This window comes from Marinobacter excellens LAMA 842 (genome assembly GCF_001574445.1).
GTDB classification, from domain to species: domain Bacteria; phylum Pseudomonadota; class Gammaproteobacteria; order Pseudomonadales; family Oleiphilaceae; genus Marinobacter; species Marinobacter shengliensis.
Map to the genome: position 1 here is coordinate 431,561 of NZ_LOCO01000001.1, position 16,295 is coordinate 447,855.

13 protein-coding genes are annotated in these 16,295 nt (G+C 59.6%); 6 read left to right on the top strand and 7 right to left on the bottom strand.

The window, feature by feature from the left end; all coding sequences use genetic code 11:
- Positions 1-91: 91 nt before the first annotated feature.
- Positions 92-2,416 (top strand): ATP-dependent helicase, encoded by a 2,325-nt coding sequence (locus tag J122_RS01930; protein ID WP_061330897.1) that lies wholly within the window; start codon positions 92-94, stop codon positions 2,414-2,416.
- A 164-nt stretch (positions 2,417-2,580) separates the two neighbouring features.
- Entirely contained in the window at positions 2,581-3,723 is a 1,143-nt protein-coding gene (locus tag J122_RS01935; protein WP_061330898.1) for an OmpA family protein, read from the top strand.
- 81 nt (positions 3,724-3,804) lie between these two features.
- Here J122_RS01935 and J122_RS01940 read toward each other — a convergent pair whose 3' ends face one another.
- Entirely contained in the window at positions 3,805-5,049 is a 1,245-nt protein-coding gene (locus J122_RS01940) for a methyltransferase (RefSeq protein WP_061330899.1), read from the bottom strand.
- Here J122_RS01940 and J122_RS01945 point away from each other — a divergent pair.
- A complete protein-coding gene (locus J122_RS01945; RefSeq protein ID WP_058091586.1) occupies positions 5,048-5,728 on the top strand; it encodes a tRNA/rRNA methyltransferase in 681 nt (226 codons plus the stop codon). The genes J122_RS01940 and J122_RS01945 overlap by 2 nt on opposite strands.
- 2 nt (positions 5,729-5,730) lie before the next feature.
- Here J122_RS01945 and J122_RS01950 read toward each other — a convergent pair whose 3' ends face one another.
- Both J122_RS01950 and J122_RS01955 read right to left on the bottom strand, forming a co-directional pair.
- Positions 5,731-7,002 carry a D-amino acid dehydrogenase gene (locus J122_RS01950; RefSeq protein ID WP_061330900.1) on the bottom strand — a complete coding sequence of 424 codons (1,272 nt, stop codon included), beginning with the start codon at positions 7,000-7,002 and terminating at the stop codon, positions 5,731-5,733.
- Positions 7,003-7,014: 12 nt separating this feature from the next.
- Positions 7,015-7,845 (bottom strand): polyphosphate kinase 2 family protein, encoded by an 831-nt coding sequence (locus tag J122_RS01955; protein WP_061330901.1) that lies wholly within the window; start codon positions 7,843-7,845, stop codon positions 7,015-7,017.
- Positions 7,846-7,964: 119 nt separating this feature from the next.
- On the opposite strand from J122_RS01955, the gene J122_RS01960 reads away from it, so the two are divergent.
- From J122_RS01960 to J122_RS01970, 3 genes are all read left to right on the top strand, one after another.
- A complete protein-coding gene (locus J122_RS01960) occupies positions 7,965-8,774 on the top strand; it encodes a TatD family hydrolase (RefSeq protein ID WP_061330902.1) in 810 nt (269 codons plus the stop codon).
- Entirely contained in the window at positions 8,771-9,979 is a 1,209-nt protein-coding gene (locus tag J122_RS01965; protein WP_061330903.1) for an HD-GYP domain-containing protein, read from the top strand. The genes J122_RS01960 and J122_RS01965 overlap by 4 nt, the downstream gene beginning before the upstream one ends.
- A 66-nt stretch (positions 9,980-10,045) precedes the next feature.
- Positions 10,046-11,665 (top strand): Na/Pi cotransporter family protein, encoded by a 1,620-nt coding sequence (locus J122_RS01970; RefSeq protein ID WP_061330904.1) that lies wholly within the window; start codon positions 10,046-10,048, stop codon positions 11,663-11,665.
- Here J122_RS01970 and J122_RS01975 read toward each other — a convergent pair.
- The 4 genes from J122_RS01975 to J122_RS01990 form a co-directional block, all read right to left on the bottom strand.
- Positions 11,635-13,914, bottom strand: coding sequence for a diguanylate cyclase domain-containing protein (locus tag J122_RS01975; RefSeq protein WP_061330905.1), 2,280 nt, complete (start codon positions 13,912-13,914; stop codon positions 11,635-11,637). The genes J122_RS01970 and J122_RS01975 overlap by 31 nt on opposite strands.
- The gene (locus J122_RS01980) at positions 13,911-14,867 is read right to left on the bottom strand and encodes an ABC transporter substrate-binding protein (RefSeq protein WP_061330906.1); all 957 of its coding nucleotides are present in this window, start codon (positions 14,865-14,867) and stop codon (positions 13,911-13,913) included. Before J122_RS01980 ends, J122_RS01975 begins: the two co-directional genes overlap by 4 nt.
- Before the next feature lie 121 nt (positions 14,868-14,988).
- A complete protein-coding gene (locus J122_RS01985) occupies positions 14,989-15,897 on the bottom strand; it encodes a lysine exporter LysO family protein (protein WP_061330907.1) in 909 nt (302 codons plus the stop codon).
- Positions 15,898-15,962: 65 nt separating this feature from the next.
- Positions 15,963-16,283, bottom strand: a complete 321-nt coding sequence (locus J122_RS01990) for a DUF2288 domain-containing protein (RefSeq protein ID WP_061330908.1) — start codon at positions 16,281-16,283, stop codon at positions 15,963-15,965.
- Positions 16,284-16,295 lie beyond the last annotated feature (12 nt).

Genomic DNA, 16,295 nt, shown 5'->3' on the forward strand with positions numbered 1-16,295 from the left:
ATGGCTCCGCACAGTTTTGGAAAGGCTACCCGAACCCTGTTTTCAACCACAGGTGGTGTAGTCAAAAGCGCAAAAGATCGACTCGTCAATTATGCGGGAGCGCTATTCCCGCTACCAGTTGGCCAGTACAATAGCCCGCATGCCTACCAAACCCCAAATCCCGGATACCTCTCACCTGCCCGAGTTTCTCACCGATGAGCAGCGGGCGATTATTACGGCCGGCTATGAGCATGCGGTGATCACTGCCGTGGCGGGCAGTGGCAAGACGTCGACGCTGGCCTGGCGGATTCGGTTTCTGCTGGAGCAAGGGCATGATCCGGACCGGATGCTGGTGTTGATGTTCAATCGCAGTGCCCGGGTGGATTTTGAGCGGAAGCTGCAGGAGGTGTGTGATCGGTCCGAGCTGGCGTTGCCGGAGATTCGGACGTATCACGCCATGGGGCTGCGGCTGTACAAGCGGTTTGTCCGGGAGGGGTATCTGCCCGGGTTTTCGGAGAAGATTCTGACCGAGCAGGAGATCGCGTTTCAGGCGTGGTTGTTGACCCGGCGGCTGGCGCCGGAGGATTTGGCGGATGAGATTCGGCGCAACAAGAAGGAGTTTGTGGAGACGGCCACCGGGTTCATTGATCGGGTGAAGACCGGGTTGTCGCCGGCCGAGGTGGTGTTCGAGGAGTTGGGGTATTCCGATAAGCACCGGTATCTGATCGATGTGTTCCACGGTTTCGAGCAGTGGCGTAAAGGCCAGGGGCGGATCAGTTATGCGGATATGTTGTATGAGCCGGTGATGGCGATTCATCAGAACCCGCCGTTGCAGCGCTTGGTCGGCAACAAGATGGATCTGATCCTGGTGGATGAGTACCAGGATACCAATGAAATTCAGCACCTGTTGTTACGCTACGTGGCCGGTGACCGGGCGCGGGTGACGGTGGTGGGAGATCCGGACCAGACCATTTACGAGTTTCGCGGGGCCAAGCCGGAGTTTATTTTGCGCCGGTTCAGCGATGAGTTTGAGAGCCCGCTGGAGCAGACCCTGAGTTTCACCTTTCGTTATGGCCACCGGGTAGCGTTGCTGGCCAATCATCTGATCTGTCACAACACCGGGCGTAAGGATGTGATGTGTCATTCGCATCCGTCCACACCGGCGACCACCGTGGACCTGCATCGGCCGGAGAACGACGGTGATCAGGTGCTGCGTATTCTGCAGCAGCAAGCGCCGGAGCAGAACAGCCAGACGGCGATTCTGTTCCGGGTGTGGAGCCAGAGTGTGCCGATTGAGCTGAAGTTGCTGGCCCGGCAGATACCTTATCGGATTGACGCAGGCAAGGGAGCACTGTTCAGTCGCGAGGTGCAGGCCATCACCGCCCTGCTGATGGTGGTGACCGGCCGGCTGAAGTTGCTGCCGGATTCCGACCGGCTGGATCTGGCACGGCTGCTGCTCCGGTTTCCCCATGTGGGCCTGAAGGAGCCGGAGCTGGAGAACCTCGCGCAGTTCCTGGCAGCGTTTGACGGGGCCTGGCATGAGCGGCTGCTGGCGATGGATTTTGACGCCCTGGCCCCGATGGCAGGCCGCAAACTGCGCAAGCTGGGGGAGGTGCTGGCGCAGCTTGAGCGATACAAGGGGCCGGTGGCCGGGCTGATCAGTGTGTATGCGGAGCACATGGAGCTCTACGAGGGCATTCGCAGCCTGGCGCTGACCCACGACAGTGCCGAGGAGCGCATTGATACGGTACAGGGCTTCCGGGATTACCTGAAAGGACTGGATCTGACGGCTGAGGACGCACTGGATCATCTCAAGGCATTGAAACAGCAAGCTGGAGAGAAGCAAGATCACGGGGTGCTGCTGTCCACCATCCATCGCACCAAGGGGCTTGAGTGGCCAGTGGTGATTATTCCTGGCCTGCAGGAGAAATACCTGCCCTACAGCCCAAGGCCCCAGGACGATGCCAGGGCACTGTTGGAAAGCGAACGGCGCCTGCTCTACGTGGCCATGACACGAACCCGACAGGCCCTGCATCTGATCACCCGGCCAGCCAGTCAACAACCCCACCTTGAGGGCGACCAGGGTCCCAGCCGGTTTGTGGCCGAGTTGTGCTTTGAGCTGTCCAGGGAACTGGGTGCCGCACTGGAGGGGAACTATCCAACAGGAGCAGGGTCACTGAGCCTGAGCGTCCCGCTGACACCGGTCAGCCTGCGTTATGCAGACCGGGAGGGGGTTGTCATTGAGGGCCAGACTGCGCCTCAGGCTGATACCACGGAACCGGTTTGGCACCATGCGCGTGTTGTCCACGCCATCTTTGGCGCTGGCGACGTGACGTCAGAGGATGAAAGCTCGTTTGAAGTGCGTTTTGCCAATGGCGATACGCTGAACTTCAGCAAGAAGAGCGCTCATCTGTATTTCACGGCGACATCAGATTAAAACGACGCTGTCAGTGAACTGCGTACAATTCCCGACGTACCAACTACTGTCATTTTTTTGTTTTTTTTGGCTTACTGGCCTAAATTCCGAGTAATACAGGTGTTTTTCGGAGTTTTCATTCCTGAGAGAACTGCAGGAAATAACAACTAAACAGGAGGTTCTGCATGAAGATCATGCGCCCGGTCGCTCTGGCCGCCCTTACAGCATCCCTTGCCACTCCCGCTCTGGCCGACCGCCAGGAAACCATTTACCTGAACCCGTTCGCCGGCTTCCAACTGTTTGATGACAAACGGGATCTGAGCGAAACCGGCACCTTTGGTGTCGGTGTTGAGTACCGCTTCCTGCCGCGCTGGTCTGTTGAAGCTGTGTATTCCCGGGCTAACGCCGATCGCAAATACGTGCCGGGAGAATCTGACTTTCAGGAACTGAGAATTGACGGCACCTACTATTTCGCGGGGCCGGATGCGGCCTGGAACCCGTATGTATCACTGGGTGCCGGCCATGCAGAATTTGGTGTGGGTGATACCATTTCTTACACCACTGCAGGCACCGATCACGAAGAAACCCGGGTCAATGTTGGCGTGGGCTTCCGCTACAACGTCAGCAACGGCATTTCCATCCGTGGTGATCTCCGCGAGTTCCACGGTATTGACGAAAGCACCTTTGACACCATGGCCTCACTTGGCCTGAGCTGGGCCTTCACCCGCACTGTTGCTTCCTCGAAGCCCGCTCCTGCCCCTGAACCCGCGCCAGCACCGGCTCCTGCAGATTCAGACGGTGATGGTGTGCCCGATAACCGCGATCAGTGCCCGAACACGCCAGCCGGTGTTCAGGTAGACAGCCGGGGCTGCCCGGTGGACAGCGACGGTGACGGCGTGCCGGATTACCGCGACGAATGCCCGAATACCGCTGCCGGTGCCACCGTTGACGAGCGCGGCTGCGAAGGTGTGACTGAAACCGTGGAAACCATTGAGCTGCGGGTTCAGTTCCCCACGAACAGCTCCGTGATTGATGCCACGTTCGATAACGAAATCCGTCGCGTGGCGGACTTCATGGCCGAGTACCCGGAAACCACCGTGGAAATCGCGGGTCACTCCGACAGCATTGGTGACGCCGAGTACAACCGCTTCCTGTCCCAGCGTCGTGCCGAGGCCGTTGCTAACCGGCTGACCACTGTTCTGGGCGTTGACCCGGATCGCGTAAGCGCCATGGGTTATGGCGAAGCCGAGCCGATTGCCAGCAACGACACGGCCGCTGGCCGTGCCCAGAACCGCCGTGTTGAAGCACGCATTCAGGTTAGTCGCTAAGACCAACACATAAGGTAATGAGCAAACAAGGCGCCCTCTGGCGCCTTGTTTGTTTCCGGGCCAACGCTCCTCAGAAAAACATCAGTCCGATACCCTGACCGCATCCAGCAACAGGTTGCGCGGAGTCAGTGAGCGCTCACAGAAGGCCCCCAGCCGCACCCGATAGCCCTGCTCCTCAAGAAACACCGCATAATCGAACACCAGCCAGAGCTCCAGCGGCCGCCGGAACAGGTGCCGCAGCAGTTCGTGCCGGCGTACCTTCTGGAACCGGCGCCCCCCTTCCGCCAGCCAGTGCTGCCAGTCCAGATTTTCCGGCAGCTCCAGGCGCTTTTTATCGGCCGCCCAGGCACAGAAGGTTCTGAAATCACCCGCATTCAAACGCCCGGGATGGGATGGTACTGGAAGGTAGCTATCAACGCTGCGAAGGTGCCGCTGAAGAGCATCAAAGCCCAGGCGCCAGATACTGATTTGCCAGGTTTGCTCGCGCACCCTGGCCGGCGCCGTAACAGTCTCCTGAACGGCCAGTCGCAGGCCATTCCGGTCAATAGTGACCGCACCGGTGTATTGCGATGCCTGATCAGACATCAACCGGTAGTTTTCATGATCCGTCAGATGATAACAGCAGGGTGAAAAGCTCAGGCGCGACGTCTGTTCCGCGCTGCCTCGGCGAATCAGTTGGCGGTGCAGGTCTCCGCAGGCATGCAAGGCAACACCATGAACCTTGCCGGGCCAGGTCAGGGTTTCAGCCATGACATCCTGATGGCGCAGGGTGACAGGATCCTGGTAATGCTGCGCGAGGCGATTGCCATCCGCCACCAGTTCCGGATTCCATTCAAACCCCAGCACCGAAGGCGCCCCTTGCCCAACCAGAGTGCGGGCCAGATGGCCCTTGCCGCAACACCAGTCCAGTACCGGCCCAGTCAGTGGCCGCACCGATGCTGAAAAGGCGCCCGCTTGCTCGCGCTTGCGCCCCGGCATATCCACCGCAGCCACTTCGGCCAGCGCCGCCGCCCGGCTTTCTTCGGTGGTGGCAAGGGCCGGCACCGCTATCAGGTCAGGGTAACCGGCGAGGTCCGGGACGAAACGGGCGACGTTCTGCGAGAGCTCCGCCAGATTCTCTTCCAGATACTCACAGGCATGGTCATCCAGCGCTTCCAGCCAGCCCGCCAGTTCCGGATAATCCCGGATCCACGCCGGCGCGGGCTCCATGAAAGGAATCGGACGCCAGAGGGGTTGATGCCGGGCAAGCCAGTCGTTCACGGCCTGCCAGCGGTTGTAAAAAGTCACGGGCGACTGGTGTACACTCGCCGCCGGAGGTAACGTCATGAAACTGGCCTTTGTACTGGTTGAACCAAAAGTTCCGGAGAACGTCGGCGCGGCTGCCCGGGCCCTGTGTACCATGGGTTTTTCCGAGCTGTGGCTGGTCAATTCCGACCTGCATACCCGGCCGGAAGCCCACTGGCTGGCGCATGGCAGTGATCACATTCTCGACAATGCGCGCATTTTCCCTGATCTGGCCGCGGTAAGAAACTCCGCGGATCTGCTGATGGGCACCTCGGCCAAGCCCCGGCATAACCGGCAGGACTGGCACGAGCCCGCCGCACTTCGCACGGTGATCTCTAACAAGGGGGACACAGCAGCCACGGCTGCCCTGGTATTCGGGCGGGAAGACCGGGGCCTGGCCAACGAGGAGCTGGCCCTGTGCGATCTGCTGACCGGCTTCCCGATGGCGGTGACGTATCCCTCCCTGAACCTGGCCCAGGCGGTGATGCTTTACGCCTGGGAGCTGTCCGGGCTGCAAAAAACCAGTGAACAGTCGGAAACTGCGGCCAGCACATCAGGACTGGCGGCACTGCGCTCGCGGCTGGAGGGCCTGTTGCCAGAACTGGACGCTCCGGCGGACGAAAAGCTGTCCCAGTGGGTGTTCGAAAAACTGCCGCTGCTGTCTGACCGGGATATCGGCTTCGTTCACACCCTGTGCGGCAATATCGAGCGCAAACTCTGACGCTATTCCGAAAAGCGTCCGGGCCGGAAGGGGTCCAGTACCACTGCCGGCTCTTCACCATCGATTACCTGCGCAATCACGTCTGCACTGCCGGCAGACAGGGTCCAGCCGAACGTGCCGTGGCCGGTATTCAGGAACAGGTTGTCCCTGGGGCCTTTGCCGATGATGGCTGGGCCATCCGGCGTCATCGGGCGGAACCCGGTCCACGTCTCTGCCGCCGCCAGGTCCGCACACCCCGGAAAACGGGATTCAACGGACCGTTTGATGGTATCAATCCTCGCTTGCGGAATGTCCCGGTTGAAGTCCGCCAGCTCGACAAATCCGGTTGCACGCAACCGGTCACCCAGGCGGGTAGACACCACCTTGAAGTTGTCATCGTGAATCGTACTGACCGGCCCCTTGGCCGCATCACGCAGGGGTACGGTGATGCTGTAACCCTTGATCGGATAGATTGGCAAACGCAGCCCCAGTGGTTGTACCAGTTGCGGTGACCAGCAACCAGCGCAGACTACAAAGGCGTCTGCCTCCAGAGTTTCCAGCCGGCCGTCCGCGTTGGTCAGTTGCACCGCGTTTACCCGAGTTTCGTCGGCAACCAGCCGCTCCACTTTCACGTCGTATCGAAAGTTTGCGCCCAGTTGCTCACACACCCTTGCCAGTGAGCGGGAAAACAGATGGCAGTCGCCCGTGCCATCCGTGTCGTAGCTGATGGCACCGTACAGGGGGCCATCACCGGTCATGCCCGGTTCCGTTTCCCTGACCTGTACAGGCGTCAATAGCCGGGAGGCAATACCCATGTCATTCAGCAGTTCGTGAATAGCCCGATAGTCATCCATGGCCTCCGGCTTGCTGGCCAGGTGCAGCAGCCCCCGATGCTGGCCGTCGAAGGCCAGATCGTGTTCCTGCTCAAGGGCCAGGAAGCGCTCCCGACTGTGCATGCCCAGGCGCAACATGGCCCGTTTGTTCAATCCGAACAGACCCGGCGACCAGGCATAACGAAGTGTGGCGAACATGAACCGCATGGCATCCAGTGACGGCGGCACTTTCAGTTTCAATGGGCCGGATTTCTGCAGAATCCAGGGCAAGGCCTTGAACACCATCGAGGGGTCTGCCCAGGGATAGACCACACCATAGGATCGCTGGGCCGCGTTGCCTTTGCTGGTCTCGTTACCGGCCAGCGGATGGCGCTCCAGCACCGTTACCTGGTGGCCACGGCGCAGCAGCTCACGAGCCGTGGTAACGCCGACCACACCACCGCCTACAACCACGATATGCATAACTCGCCTCCGTTACTCCACGCCATTCTCAGCCAGCAGGGTCCGATACTCTTCCAGTACATCCGGATGCTCCTCCGGATAATCCGGTGCCAGCTGCTTCAAAACTTCGGCCACCAGGGCTGCGACAACGGCCCTGGCCTCGGATTTGCGATCTCCGGGCACAATAAACCAGGGAGCCTCATTGGAATGGGTGGCTGCCAGCGCTTCCTCCGCATACGCCTGGTATTTGTCTCGCAGTTTCCAGCCCTCGATATCGGAGCGGTCAAACTTCCACCGTTTACGAGGCTTGTCCAGGCGCTTTAGCAACCTTCGCTTGTGTTCGTCTTCGGACAGGTTCAGCCAGACCTTCACCACAAAGGTACCCTCACTGACCAGGTGCTGCTCGAAATCCCGAATCGCCCGGTACCGGGCTTGCCAGTCGTAGGTTTCCTCAGCCCGCACAGGCCAAACCCGTTCCGCAATCACCGCTTCGTGGTGGCTTCGGTTGAAGGCGACCATCTGCCCGTAGGCCGGCAACAAAGGGGTGACACGCCAAAGGAAATCATGGGCGGATTCTGTTGCTGTGGGCCGGCTGAACGACCAGGCATGAAAGCCAGCGGGATCGGCATAGGTAGCAAGTGTACGAATCAGGCTGTCTTTGCCACTGGTATCCGGGCCGTGTATCACCAGCAACAGGGCTTTCCGACCATTGGCCCAAAGCCGGCGCTGGTACTCGCCGATATCTTCCAGGCTCGCCTCCAGTGCCGGCAGTTTTTCATCGTCATCCAGCAGACTGGGGTATCGACCCAGCGCCGGTTTTTTCGGGTCCAGAAACCATGTTCGTGCGAACGCCGTATACTCCATCAAGGAAACTCCCTATCAGCACGATGCAATGCAACAATCACCCAAGGTGATAAACTGACGTGATTCAATTCTCAGAATAGCAGCCAAGCGACGGCTGTGATGGAGCATAGACCCCAGGCATGAGTAAGAAACGTCGTGAGATTCCCGTATTTGATCACCCGATCATCGAGACCCACTGCCATCTGGATTACCTCAAGGATCGGCCGCTGGCCGAGACCCTGGAACAGAGCCGCAAGGTGAACATCGAAAGGGTGATCACCATTGCCGTGTCGCCGGACAACCTGGCTGCTGTGCGTGAACTAAGCCAGCTTGAGCCCTGGGTGTACGGCACCCAGGGCATTCACCCCCACGAAGCGGAAAGCTATTCCGATGAAGTGGAGGCGGAAATCCGCGAACACGCCCGGGACGACAAAATCGTCGCCATTGGCGAGATCGGTCTGGATTACTACTACGACAATGCCGACCGGGGCGTGCAACGGGAGGTATTCCGTCGCCAGCTGCAGATTGCCTGCGACAACGATCGCCCCGTTGTGATTCACAGCCGCGACGCAGACGACGACACCATTGCCATCCTGCAGGAGTTTGAGCAGACCCTGACCCGCCGGGGCGTGATTCACAGCTTTACCTCCGGCCCCGGGCTGGCCCGTTATGCGCTGGATCAGGGCTGGTGCCTGGGCTTTAACGGCATCACCAGCTTCAACAAGGCGGAAAACGTTCGGGATATCGTACGCATGGCCCCGATCGAGCAGATTCTGCTGGAAACCGACGCACCCTTCCTGACGCCGGTACCCTACCGTGGCCGGGAAAATGCCCCGTTCTATCTGCCGTTTGTTGCCGAGAAAATCGCCGAGGTGAAGGATCTCCCCCTCGACCAGGTCTTAACCCAGACCTACCAGAACAGCCTGAGGACGTTCTTCCCACAACCATGATCAAACGCATTCCCATCGCTGCGTTGAAGGTCGGCATGTACATTTCCGACCTGAATAACGACTGGATTCCCCATAACACCCAACGCAAGAAAGGGGTGATCAAGCGGGAAGAGACCATCGAGAAAATCCGCAGGATGGGGGTCCAATACGTCTATATCGACGTTGAGAAAGGGCTGGACTCCCAGGACGCTGAGACCGCCCAGGAAGTGGACCGGCGCAATGAACAGGCCCTGCAGAAGGCAGGTGAACAGCGCCCGGGCATCCAGCACAAGGTTGCCCTGACTGAAGAGATTGTCATCGCCCAGCGGATTCACAGCCAGGCCCAAGGCCTGGTAGGCAGTTTCATGAACAACGTCAAAATGGGTGCCGCCATTGATATCGCGCCCATTCACCAACTGGCCGACGAACTGCAAAACTCCGTTCTGAGAAACGCCAACGCCCTGAGTTGCCTTGGCCGCATCCGCGAGAAAGACAACTACCTGTTGGAACACTCCGTTAACCTCAGTGTGCTGATGTCGCTGTTCGGCAACTACCGTAACCTGCCGGCAGACGTACTGCATCAAACCGTGGTGGGCGCCCTGCTCCACGATCTGGGCAAGATCCTCACCCCCGATGACATCCTGCATAAACCCGGCCGCCTGACGGCGGAAGAATTTGAGGTGATGAAACTGCACGCCCGGCACTCCAGGGACATTCTTGCCAGCACCGAAGGCATCGGCGAAATCGCCGTGATTACCGCTGCTCAGCACCATGAGAAACTGGATGGCAGTGGTTACCCGGAGGGTCTCAAGGGCGAAGAAATCACCGAATACGGGCGTATGGTAGCGATCACCGATGTTTACGACGCCATCACTTCCGACCGGGTGTATCACAAGGGTATGACGCCGTCCCAGGGGCTGAAAAAACTGCTCGAATGGAGTGGTGACCATCTGGACCCGGAACTGGTGAAACAGTTTATCCGCTGCATCGGCCTGTACCCGGTGGGCTCGCTGGTGCTGCTTGAGAGTGGACGGCTGGGGGTGGTGGTGGAAACCAACGATCAGGATCAGCGCCTGCCCGTGGTAAGGGTGATGTACCACACCCGGTTTCGACTACCGATTACAGTGGAAACCATCGATCTATCCCGCGCCGGCAATCAGGACCGGATTGTCCGGGCGGTGGACCCGGAAGACTACAAACTGGATGTGCGCAAATTCCTGGCCTGAGGCATCGCGCCGGCCAACCTCTGCTACACTCGCCACTAATCCGCAAACCACAACGACAACCGAACCATGATCTCATCCGTGTTCCAGATTCTCGGTGGCTTGGCGCTGTTCATGCTGGCCATGGAAATGATGACCACCGGCCTGAAGAACGCCGCTGGCCACCAGTTACGACACCTGTTAGGTACCTGGACCAGGACACCCCTGCGGGGCCTGATGGCCGGCTTCGCCATCACCGGTATTGTGCAGCATTCCGGGGCGGTTACCGTTGCCACCATTGGCTTTGTCAACGCGGGCCTGCTGACCCTGGCTCAGTCTCTCGGGGTCATTTTCGGTTCCAACATAGGCACCACCATGACCGCCTGGCTGGTCAGCCTGGTGGGGTTCGGGTTCAAGATCGAAGCCCTGGCGCTGCCGCTGCTGGCCGCCGGTGTCGGCTTCAAGATGATCAGCCGCAATCAGCGGAACCAGTTCCTGGGGGAGGCGCTGGCGGGCTTTGCGCTGTTTTTCCTCGGCCTGTCGATTCTCAAGACCGCACTGGAATCCCTGGCCGGAGGCTTTACCGACGGCGGTATTATCAGCCCGGATTACGGCCTGTTTACGTTTCTGGTCATCGGGTTTCTGGCCACGGTTCTGACGCAATCCTCCAGCGCCGCCCTGGCCATTGTTCTGACCGCTGCAGCCGGTGGATTGATCAGTCTGGACAATGCGGCAGCAGCGGTGATCGGCGCCAACCTGGGCTCCACTTCTACGGCTGCCCTGTCGGCCCTCAAAGCCACCGCCAATGCCCGCCGGCTGGCGATTGGCCATATCCTGTTCAACGTGTTTACCGGCGCCATCGCCCTGATAATCCTGCCGGTGATGCTGTGGACCGTGGCGATGCTGACCGACTGGCTGAACCTGGAAGCCAACCCCGCTGTGTCTCTGGCGCTGTTCCACACCCTGTTCAATGTGCTGGGGGCGGCCATTATGCTGCCGTTTACCAAACCCTTTGCCCGGTTTCTGGGCCGGATGTTCCGGAGCAAGGAGGAAGATAACGCCGTGCCCCGTTATCTGGACGATACCCTGATCACCACGCCAGAACTGGCGATCGGGGCGGTGGACCAGGAAATGAAACGACTGATCGGCCATAGCCGGGGCCTGCTGAGGGTGTGTCTTGATCGGGAGAGCCTGACCGAAGCCGATATCCGGCCGAAAGCCGATGCCATCCGCAACCTGAACCAGGCGATCACTGACTATATCGGCCGGTTGAGGGCGGAAAAAATGCACCCGTCGGTGGTGGATGCCCTGACCATCAGCATCCGCACCTGCCGCTACCTGGCCGAAGCCACTGATCTGACCACCCGGCTATTGCAGCTGCGGCAGCTAAGCCACCGGACAGAGTTTGCCGAGCAAGCTGAGACACTGGAGCACTATCTGGATACCATCCGGGAGCTGGTCGCATCAGAAGGCCCGGCTGAGGCGTTGCTTGCCGAGGCAGAGGGCACTTACCACCGGTTGAAAAACGCGATGTTGCAGATGATGGTACGGCGGGATTTCAGCACCGCCCTGGGGGACCAGGCTCTGGATACCCTGAGTTCTGTACGGCGGCTCAATGACCAGTGGAGCAAGGCCCTGAAATGGCAACCGGCCACCCATTTGCTCAATGGCGCCCAGCATCAGCTGCCGGAGTCGGAAAACCTGCAGTAGCGGTTTTTGCCCTCCCGTTTGGCGCGATACATGGCCTGGTCTGCCTGGCGTAACAGCTGGTCGCCATCCAGCTCCGCGTTTTTCGGGTACAGGGTATAACCCAGGCTGGCAGACACCTCAACACTGTGGTCAGCTACCCACACCGGGTCGCCAATCTTGGTTAATAAGCGCGCCAACAACGCCTCCAGGGTTTGCTGGTCGGCGACGTTCACCACGATGGCGGCAAATTCATCACCTCCCAGCCGGGCCAGGGTGTCTTCCTCGCGCAGGGTTGAACGCATGCGGCGGGCAACTTCCACCAACAAACCATCCCCTGCGTGGTGCCCGAAGGCATCGTTGATGGGTTTGAAATGATCCAGATCGATGTAAATCACCGCCAACTGATAGTTCTGCCGGCGGGCCTGGGCCATGGATTGCTGCAGACGGTCCGAGAACAGCACCCGATTCGGCAAGCCGGTCAGTGAATCATAGTGCGCCATGGTGCGCAGCTGTTTCTCGGTTTCCTTAAGCTGGGTGACATCACTGAACACCCCGACGAAATGACTGAGCTGCCCCTGCTCATCGAACACGCTGCTCAGGGTGAGGCTGAGCACGATGGCGTGACCATCCCGATGCCGGCTGGAGAATTCGCCGGTCCAGACGCCGTGCTTACGCGCCGCAATCAGGATGGCACTGCCTTCGTCCATGGGCATGGGTGGCAGGCTGCCCACCGCCACCTTGTGGTCCCGCCCGGTAATCAGTGAGTAGGCTTCATTGATGTCCATGACAACACCGTGGGCATCGGTGATAAAAATAGCTTCACGGGCATTCTCAAACACTCGCAGGGCCAGTCGCTGGCGCTCCTCTGCATACTTACGGCGGGTAATGTCGTACCAGGAACAGAGAATGGAAGGGCTCTCCTGATCGTGCTCATAGACCGGCGCCAGGGTCATATCCACCCAGACATCGGAACCGTCCGAATGCACGAACAGCCACTCGGACTGTGCCACTTCTCCGGTCGTTACCCGCCTGATCAGTGCATCCGCTTTTTGCAGGGAAGGTGTACCGTCCGGCTGCGCATGGGGCGAGAAAGTGGGCAAGCCCTTACCTAAAAGCGATGCCTCGGAGGTGTAACCCACCAGATCCACGGCGGCACGGTTGCAATTGATCAGTTCCCCGTTACGGATCATCAGCATCGGCTGGGGCCAGCTGCCAATGAGCTCACGCTGGCGCCGTTCCTCGGTAGCCAGTTGGCGCTTCTTGCGGCTTAGCCAGAGGCTGGTGACCACGAGCATTACAAAGAGTACCGCAACCGTCAGCACCCAGATCCGATACTGGTTCAGCACATCCACCCAGGTGACTCGCGGCACCTGGTCATAGGGCGCCACTTTCAGGGTTCGGGCCACATCCTCAACTGACTCGTAGTCGGCTGGAGGCGAGAATCCCGCCAGGCCTGCCGCCCGTGCGGCAGGATGACCAGGTTCCAGAGCAAACAGCGCAGACGCCACCCTACGCACAATCCGACTATCCACATGAGGTAGAGAGACCAGCGGCCACTCAGGATATAGCCGGGTAGACACCGAAAACGGAAAGCCGGTCAGTGTCTGCACATGAATCATTTTCAGCTTGTTTGCCAACGCCGGATTTTCCCGGATGAGTTCTTCGTATATACCGGTTCGGACAAACCCGACATCGGTATCGCCGGTCAATACCGCTCGAATGACTCGGTCGTGATTACCCAGATGCACCATCCGGTTGTGGCGGAGAATGTCCACACCCGCATCCCTCAGCTCCAGCGCCGCTGCCTGAAAGCCACCGAGGTAATGAATACCCGGGGTAGCTATGCTTTTGCCTCTGAGGTCTGCCAGGCGATCGATGTCACTGCGTTCGGCGCGGGTAAGGATAAGGCCACCAATACTGCCAGTGGAACGGCCTTGCCACTCCCGTTGCAGGGTGGCCAGCACCCCGGTCAGGCTGCGCTCGCTGCGAATCATCAGGAAGTGGCTGGGGTTGGTCAAAAAGAAATCCACCCGATTCGAGGCCAGCGCCCGGTTCATGTCATCCTGGTTGAATACCCACAGCCGTACCTCCAATCCGGTTTCCTGGCTCAAATACTCTGCCAGCAGGCTATAACGTTCCTGGATCACCGGTTCTGGCCGGTAAGACAGAATCCCCAGAGTGACCGCCCCCTTGGCCACGGCTAACGGTGCCCAGAGCCCGGCCAGCAGGCCTAGCACCAGAATAAGCGTGCGGGAACACCGCCGGTTCATGACAAACTCCGGGGCAGGAATGACGGGTCGCAAAGGCGTTCGTAAACAGGATGGCTGGCCATCAACCCCTCGCGGACCAGAATGCCGGACAGTCGTTTCGCGACCACCTCAATCCGGCCATGATGCGCCAGGTATCGTTGGTTGGCTGCAAGCTCCGGAAGCATCACCGTGGCCAGGGACCGGCGCACCGAATCCGGCGTTATTCCCTGACGGGTGGCCACTCGATACACTGCATCATGCATGCTGCGCACCAGGTGATGCTGGCCCCGGAAGTAGCCGTACACCAGATCACGCACCGCACCGGGTTTTCGGCGGGCGGCTGCCTCAGTAACTATCAGGGTATCAAAGATGGTATCGGGCACCTGACTGCTGTCGAATAACCGGGTACCTCCGGCCTGCTCCAGCACCGAGGCGGTCGGCTCGTAGCATACCGACGCTTCAATATCGCCATTTTGCCAGGCGGACAAATGGCGATTCACCGGCAGATCAACCAACGAAACCTGATCGGTGCTCAAGCCGGCCCGCTCCAGAATAGAGAACAGCATAATCCCCGAGACGCCACCCAGTTCGACGGCGATGGGCCGGCCCCGGAGCCCGGCAAGACTGGTGATGGAGGGTTTGACCATCAGGACATCGGCACCAACAGACACGTTGGTAACCGTTACCACACGCAGGGGTACGCCCTCCGCATAGACCCGTAACGCCTCATCCAGGGTCAAGGCAGCGGCATCCAGCTCGCCGGCCAGCAGGCCCGCCATGGAGTCGCTGGCTGCCGAATGTTTGACCAGCCGAACGGAATCCGGCAGCCAGCCAAACTCCTCCGCCAGGTACAGGGGTTCGTAACCAATCCAGGGATGAATGCCAGTACGCAACGGTGCGGATTTTGAACAACCGGCCAGCCCCAGAGCCGAAAGGGCGGCAACGGACAGTTGCAGGAATTGGCGGCGGTTCATTCAGGCTCCGGAGCGGCATCGATTATTCGGATACTAATACGTAGCCACTATAGCGGTAAATCTGACCAAAGCATTGCACCGGGTCAATTTCAGATTCTGAATGTCATCAGATTCTTGCCGCTCAACCCAAAGCCAGAAAGATCCCCATTAACACCGGCGACAGAAACGACAGTAAAAAGCCGGAGGCAATCGCCACCGGTACACAGGCAAGGCCGCCGCTGCTTCGAATAACGGGAAGGGTGAAATCCATGGCGGTTGCACCACCGTAGCCGATGGCCATGGCCGGGCGCGCACCAATAACCAGCGGAATGATGGCAAGGGCGATGATTTCCCGCAGCACATCGTTCAGGAAGGCCACGCCACCCCAGGCGGGCCCCAGGGCATCGCCGATCACGATGCCAGACAACGAATACCAGCCAAACCCGGAGGCCAGAGCCAGGGACTGGTGCCACGGCACACCCAGCCACGGAATCAGCAAAAGGCCCGCCAGCAGGGAACTCAACGCCAGCGCCAGCGCAATGCCCAGGCCCTGTCGGTTCATCAGCAATTTGCGGAGCGACAACCCGGCGTTACGCAACTGCAGCCCGATAAAGAACAGCAACAGCATAAGCGCCCAGGTAGCCACATCGTCAACCAGCGGCAGTTGCGGTAACAGGAAGTAGCCGGCCAGGGCCCCAGCGACAACCGCCAGTAACGGTTTCAAACCGGCGAGGAACAACCGGCGGTAACTCGGCTTCTCCTGCCCCGCCTCTTCTCCCGTGGACATAGGCTGCCAGCGGTGGAACAACCATAGGCCCACCATGTTGGCCACCAGCAGCACCATGACCAACCCCGCCACCTGAGCAGCCATGGTGCCTAACTGGTCCAGCAGGCCATCCATTTGACCAAGACCAAGACCCAGCAGAGCCAGAATGAAATAGACCAGGGCTTCCACGGTATAGTGTATTACCGTCATCAGACGGCGGTTAGAGAGCGCTATGGCAAAGCCCAGGAACAAAGGCGCCAGAACAAGCAACGCACCGGTCAGCATAAACCCCTCACGGGCAGGTTAGACAATATAGGAAACCGGCTTCGTGAGCCGGCAACAGGACTGGGTCAATGCAGGCCCTGGCCAGAACGGTCCTGAACCAGCACCCAGGGGGCAATCACCACGGCCCAGAGTTCGGCATTGCGATCGTACCAGGCGCGGGCGAGATCGGGCGCGACCTCCCCTACCTGGCCGCCCGACATCCAGTGCTCGAACTGCGCCTTGTTGTCGGCGGTCAGTTCGGCCGCCACGTTCAACAGATCCAGCTCCGGTGCTACCCGCACCACCTGGCCGCGGGCGTAATAGGTTTGCAGCTCGTGCCAGTGAATGCGGGAGGTTTCCAGGTTCAGCCGTGCTTTGATTTCGTCAGGGGATTCAGAAGAAGACATAACACCTCAACT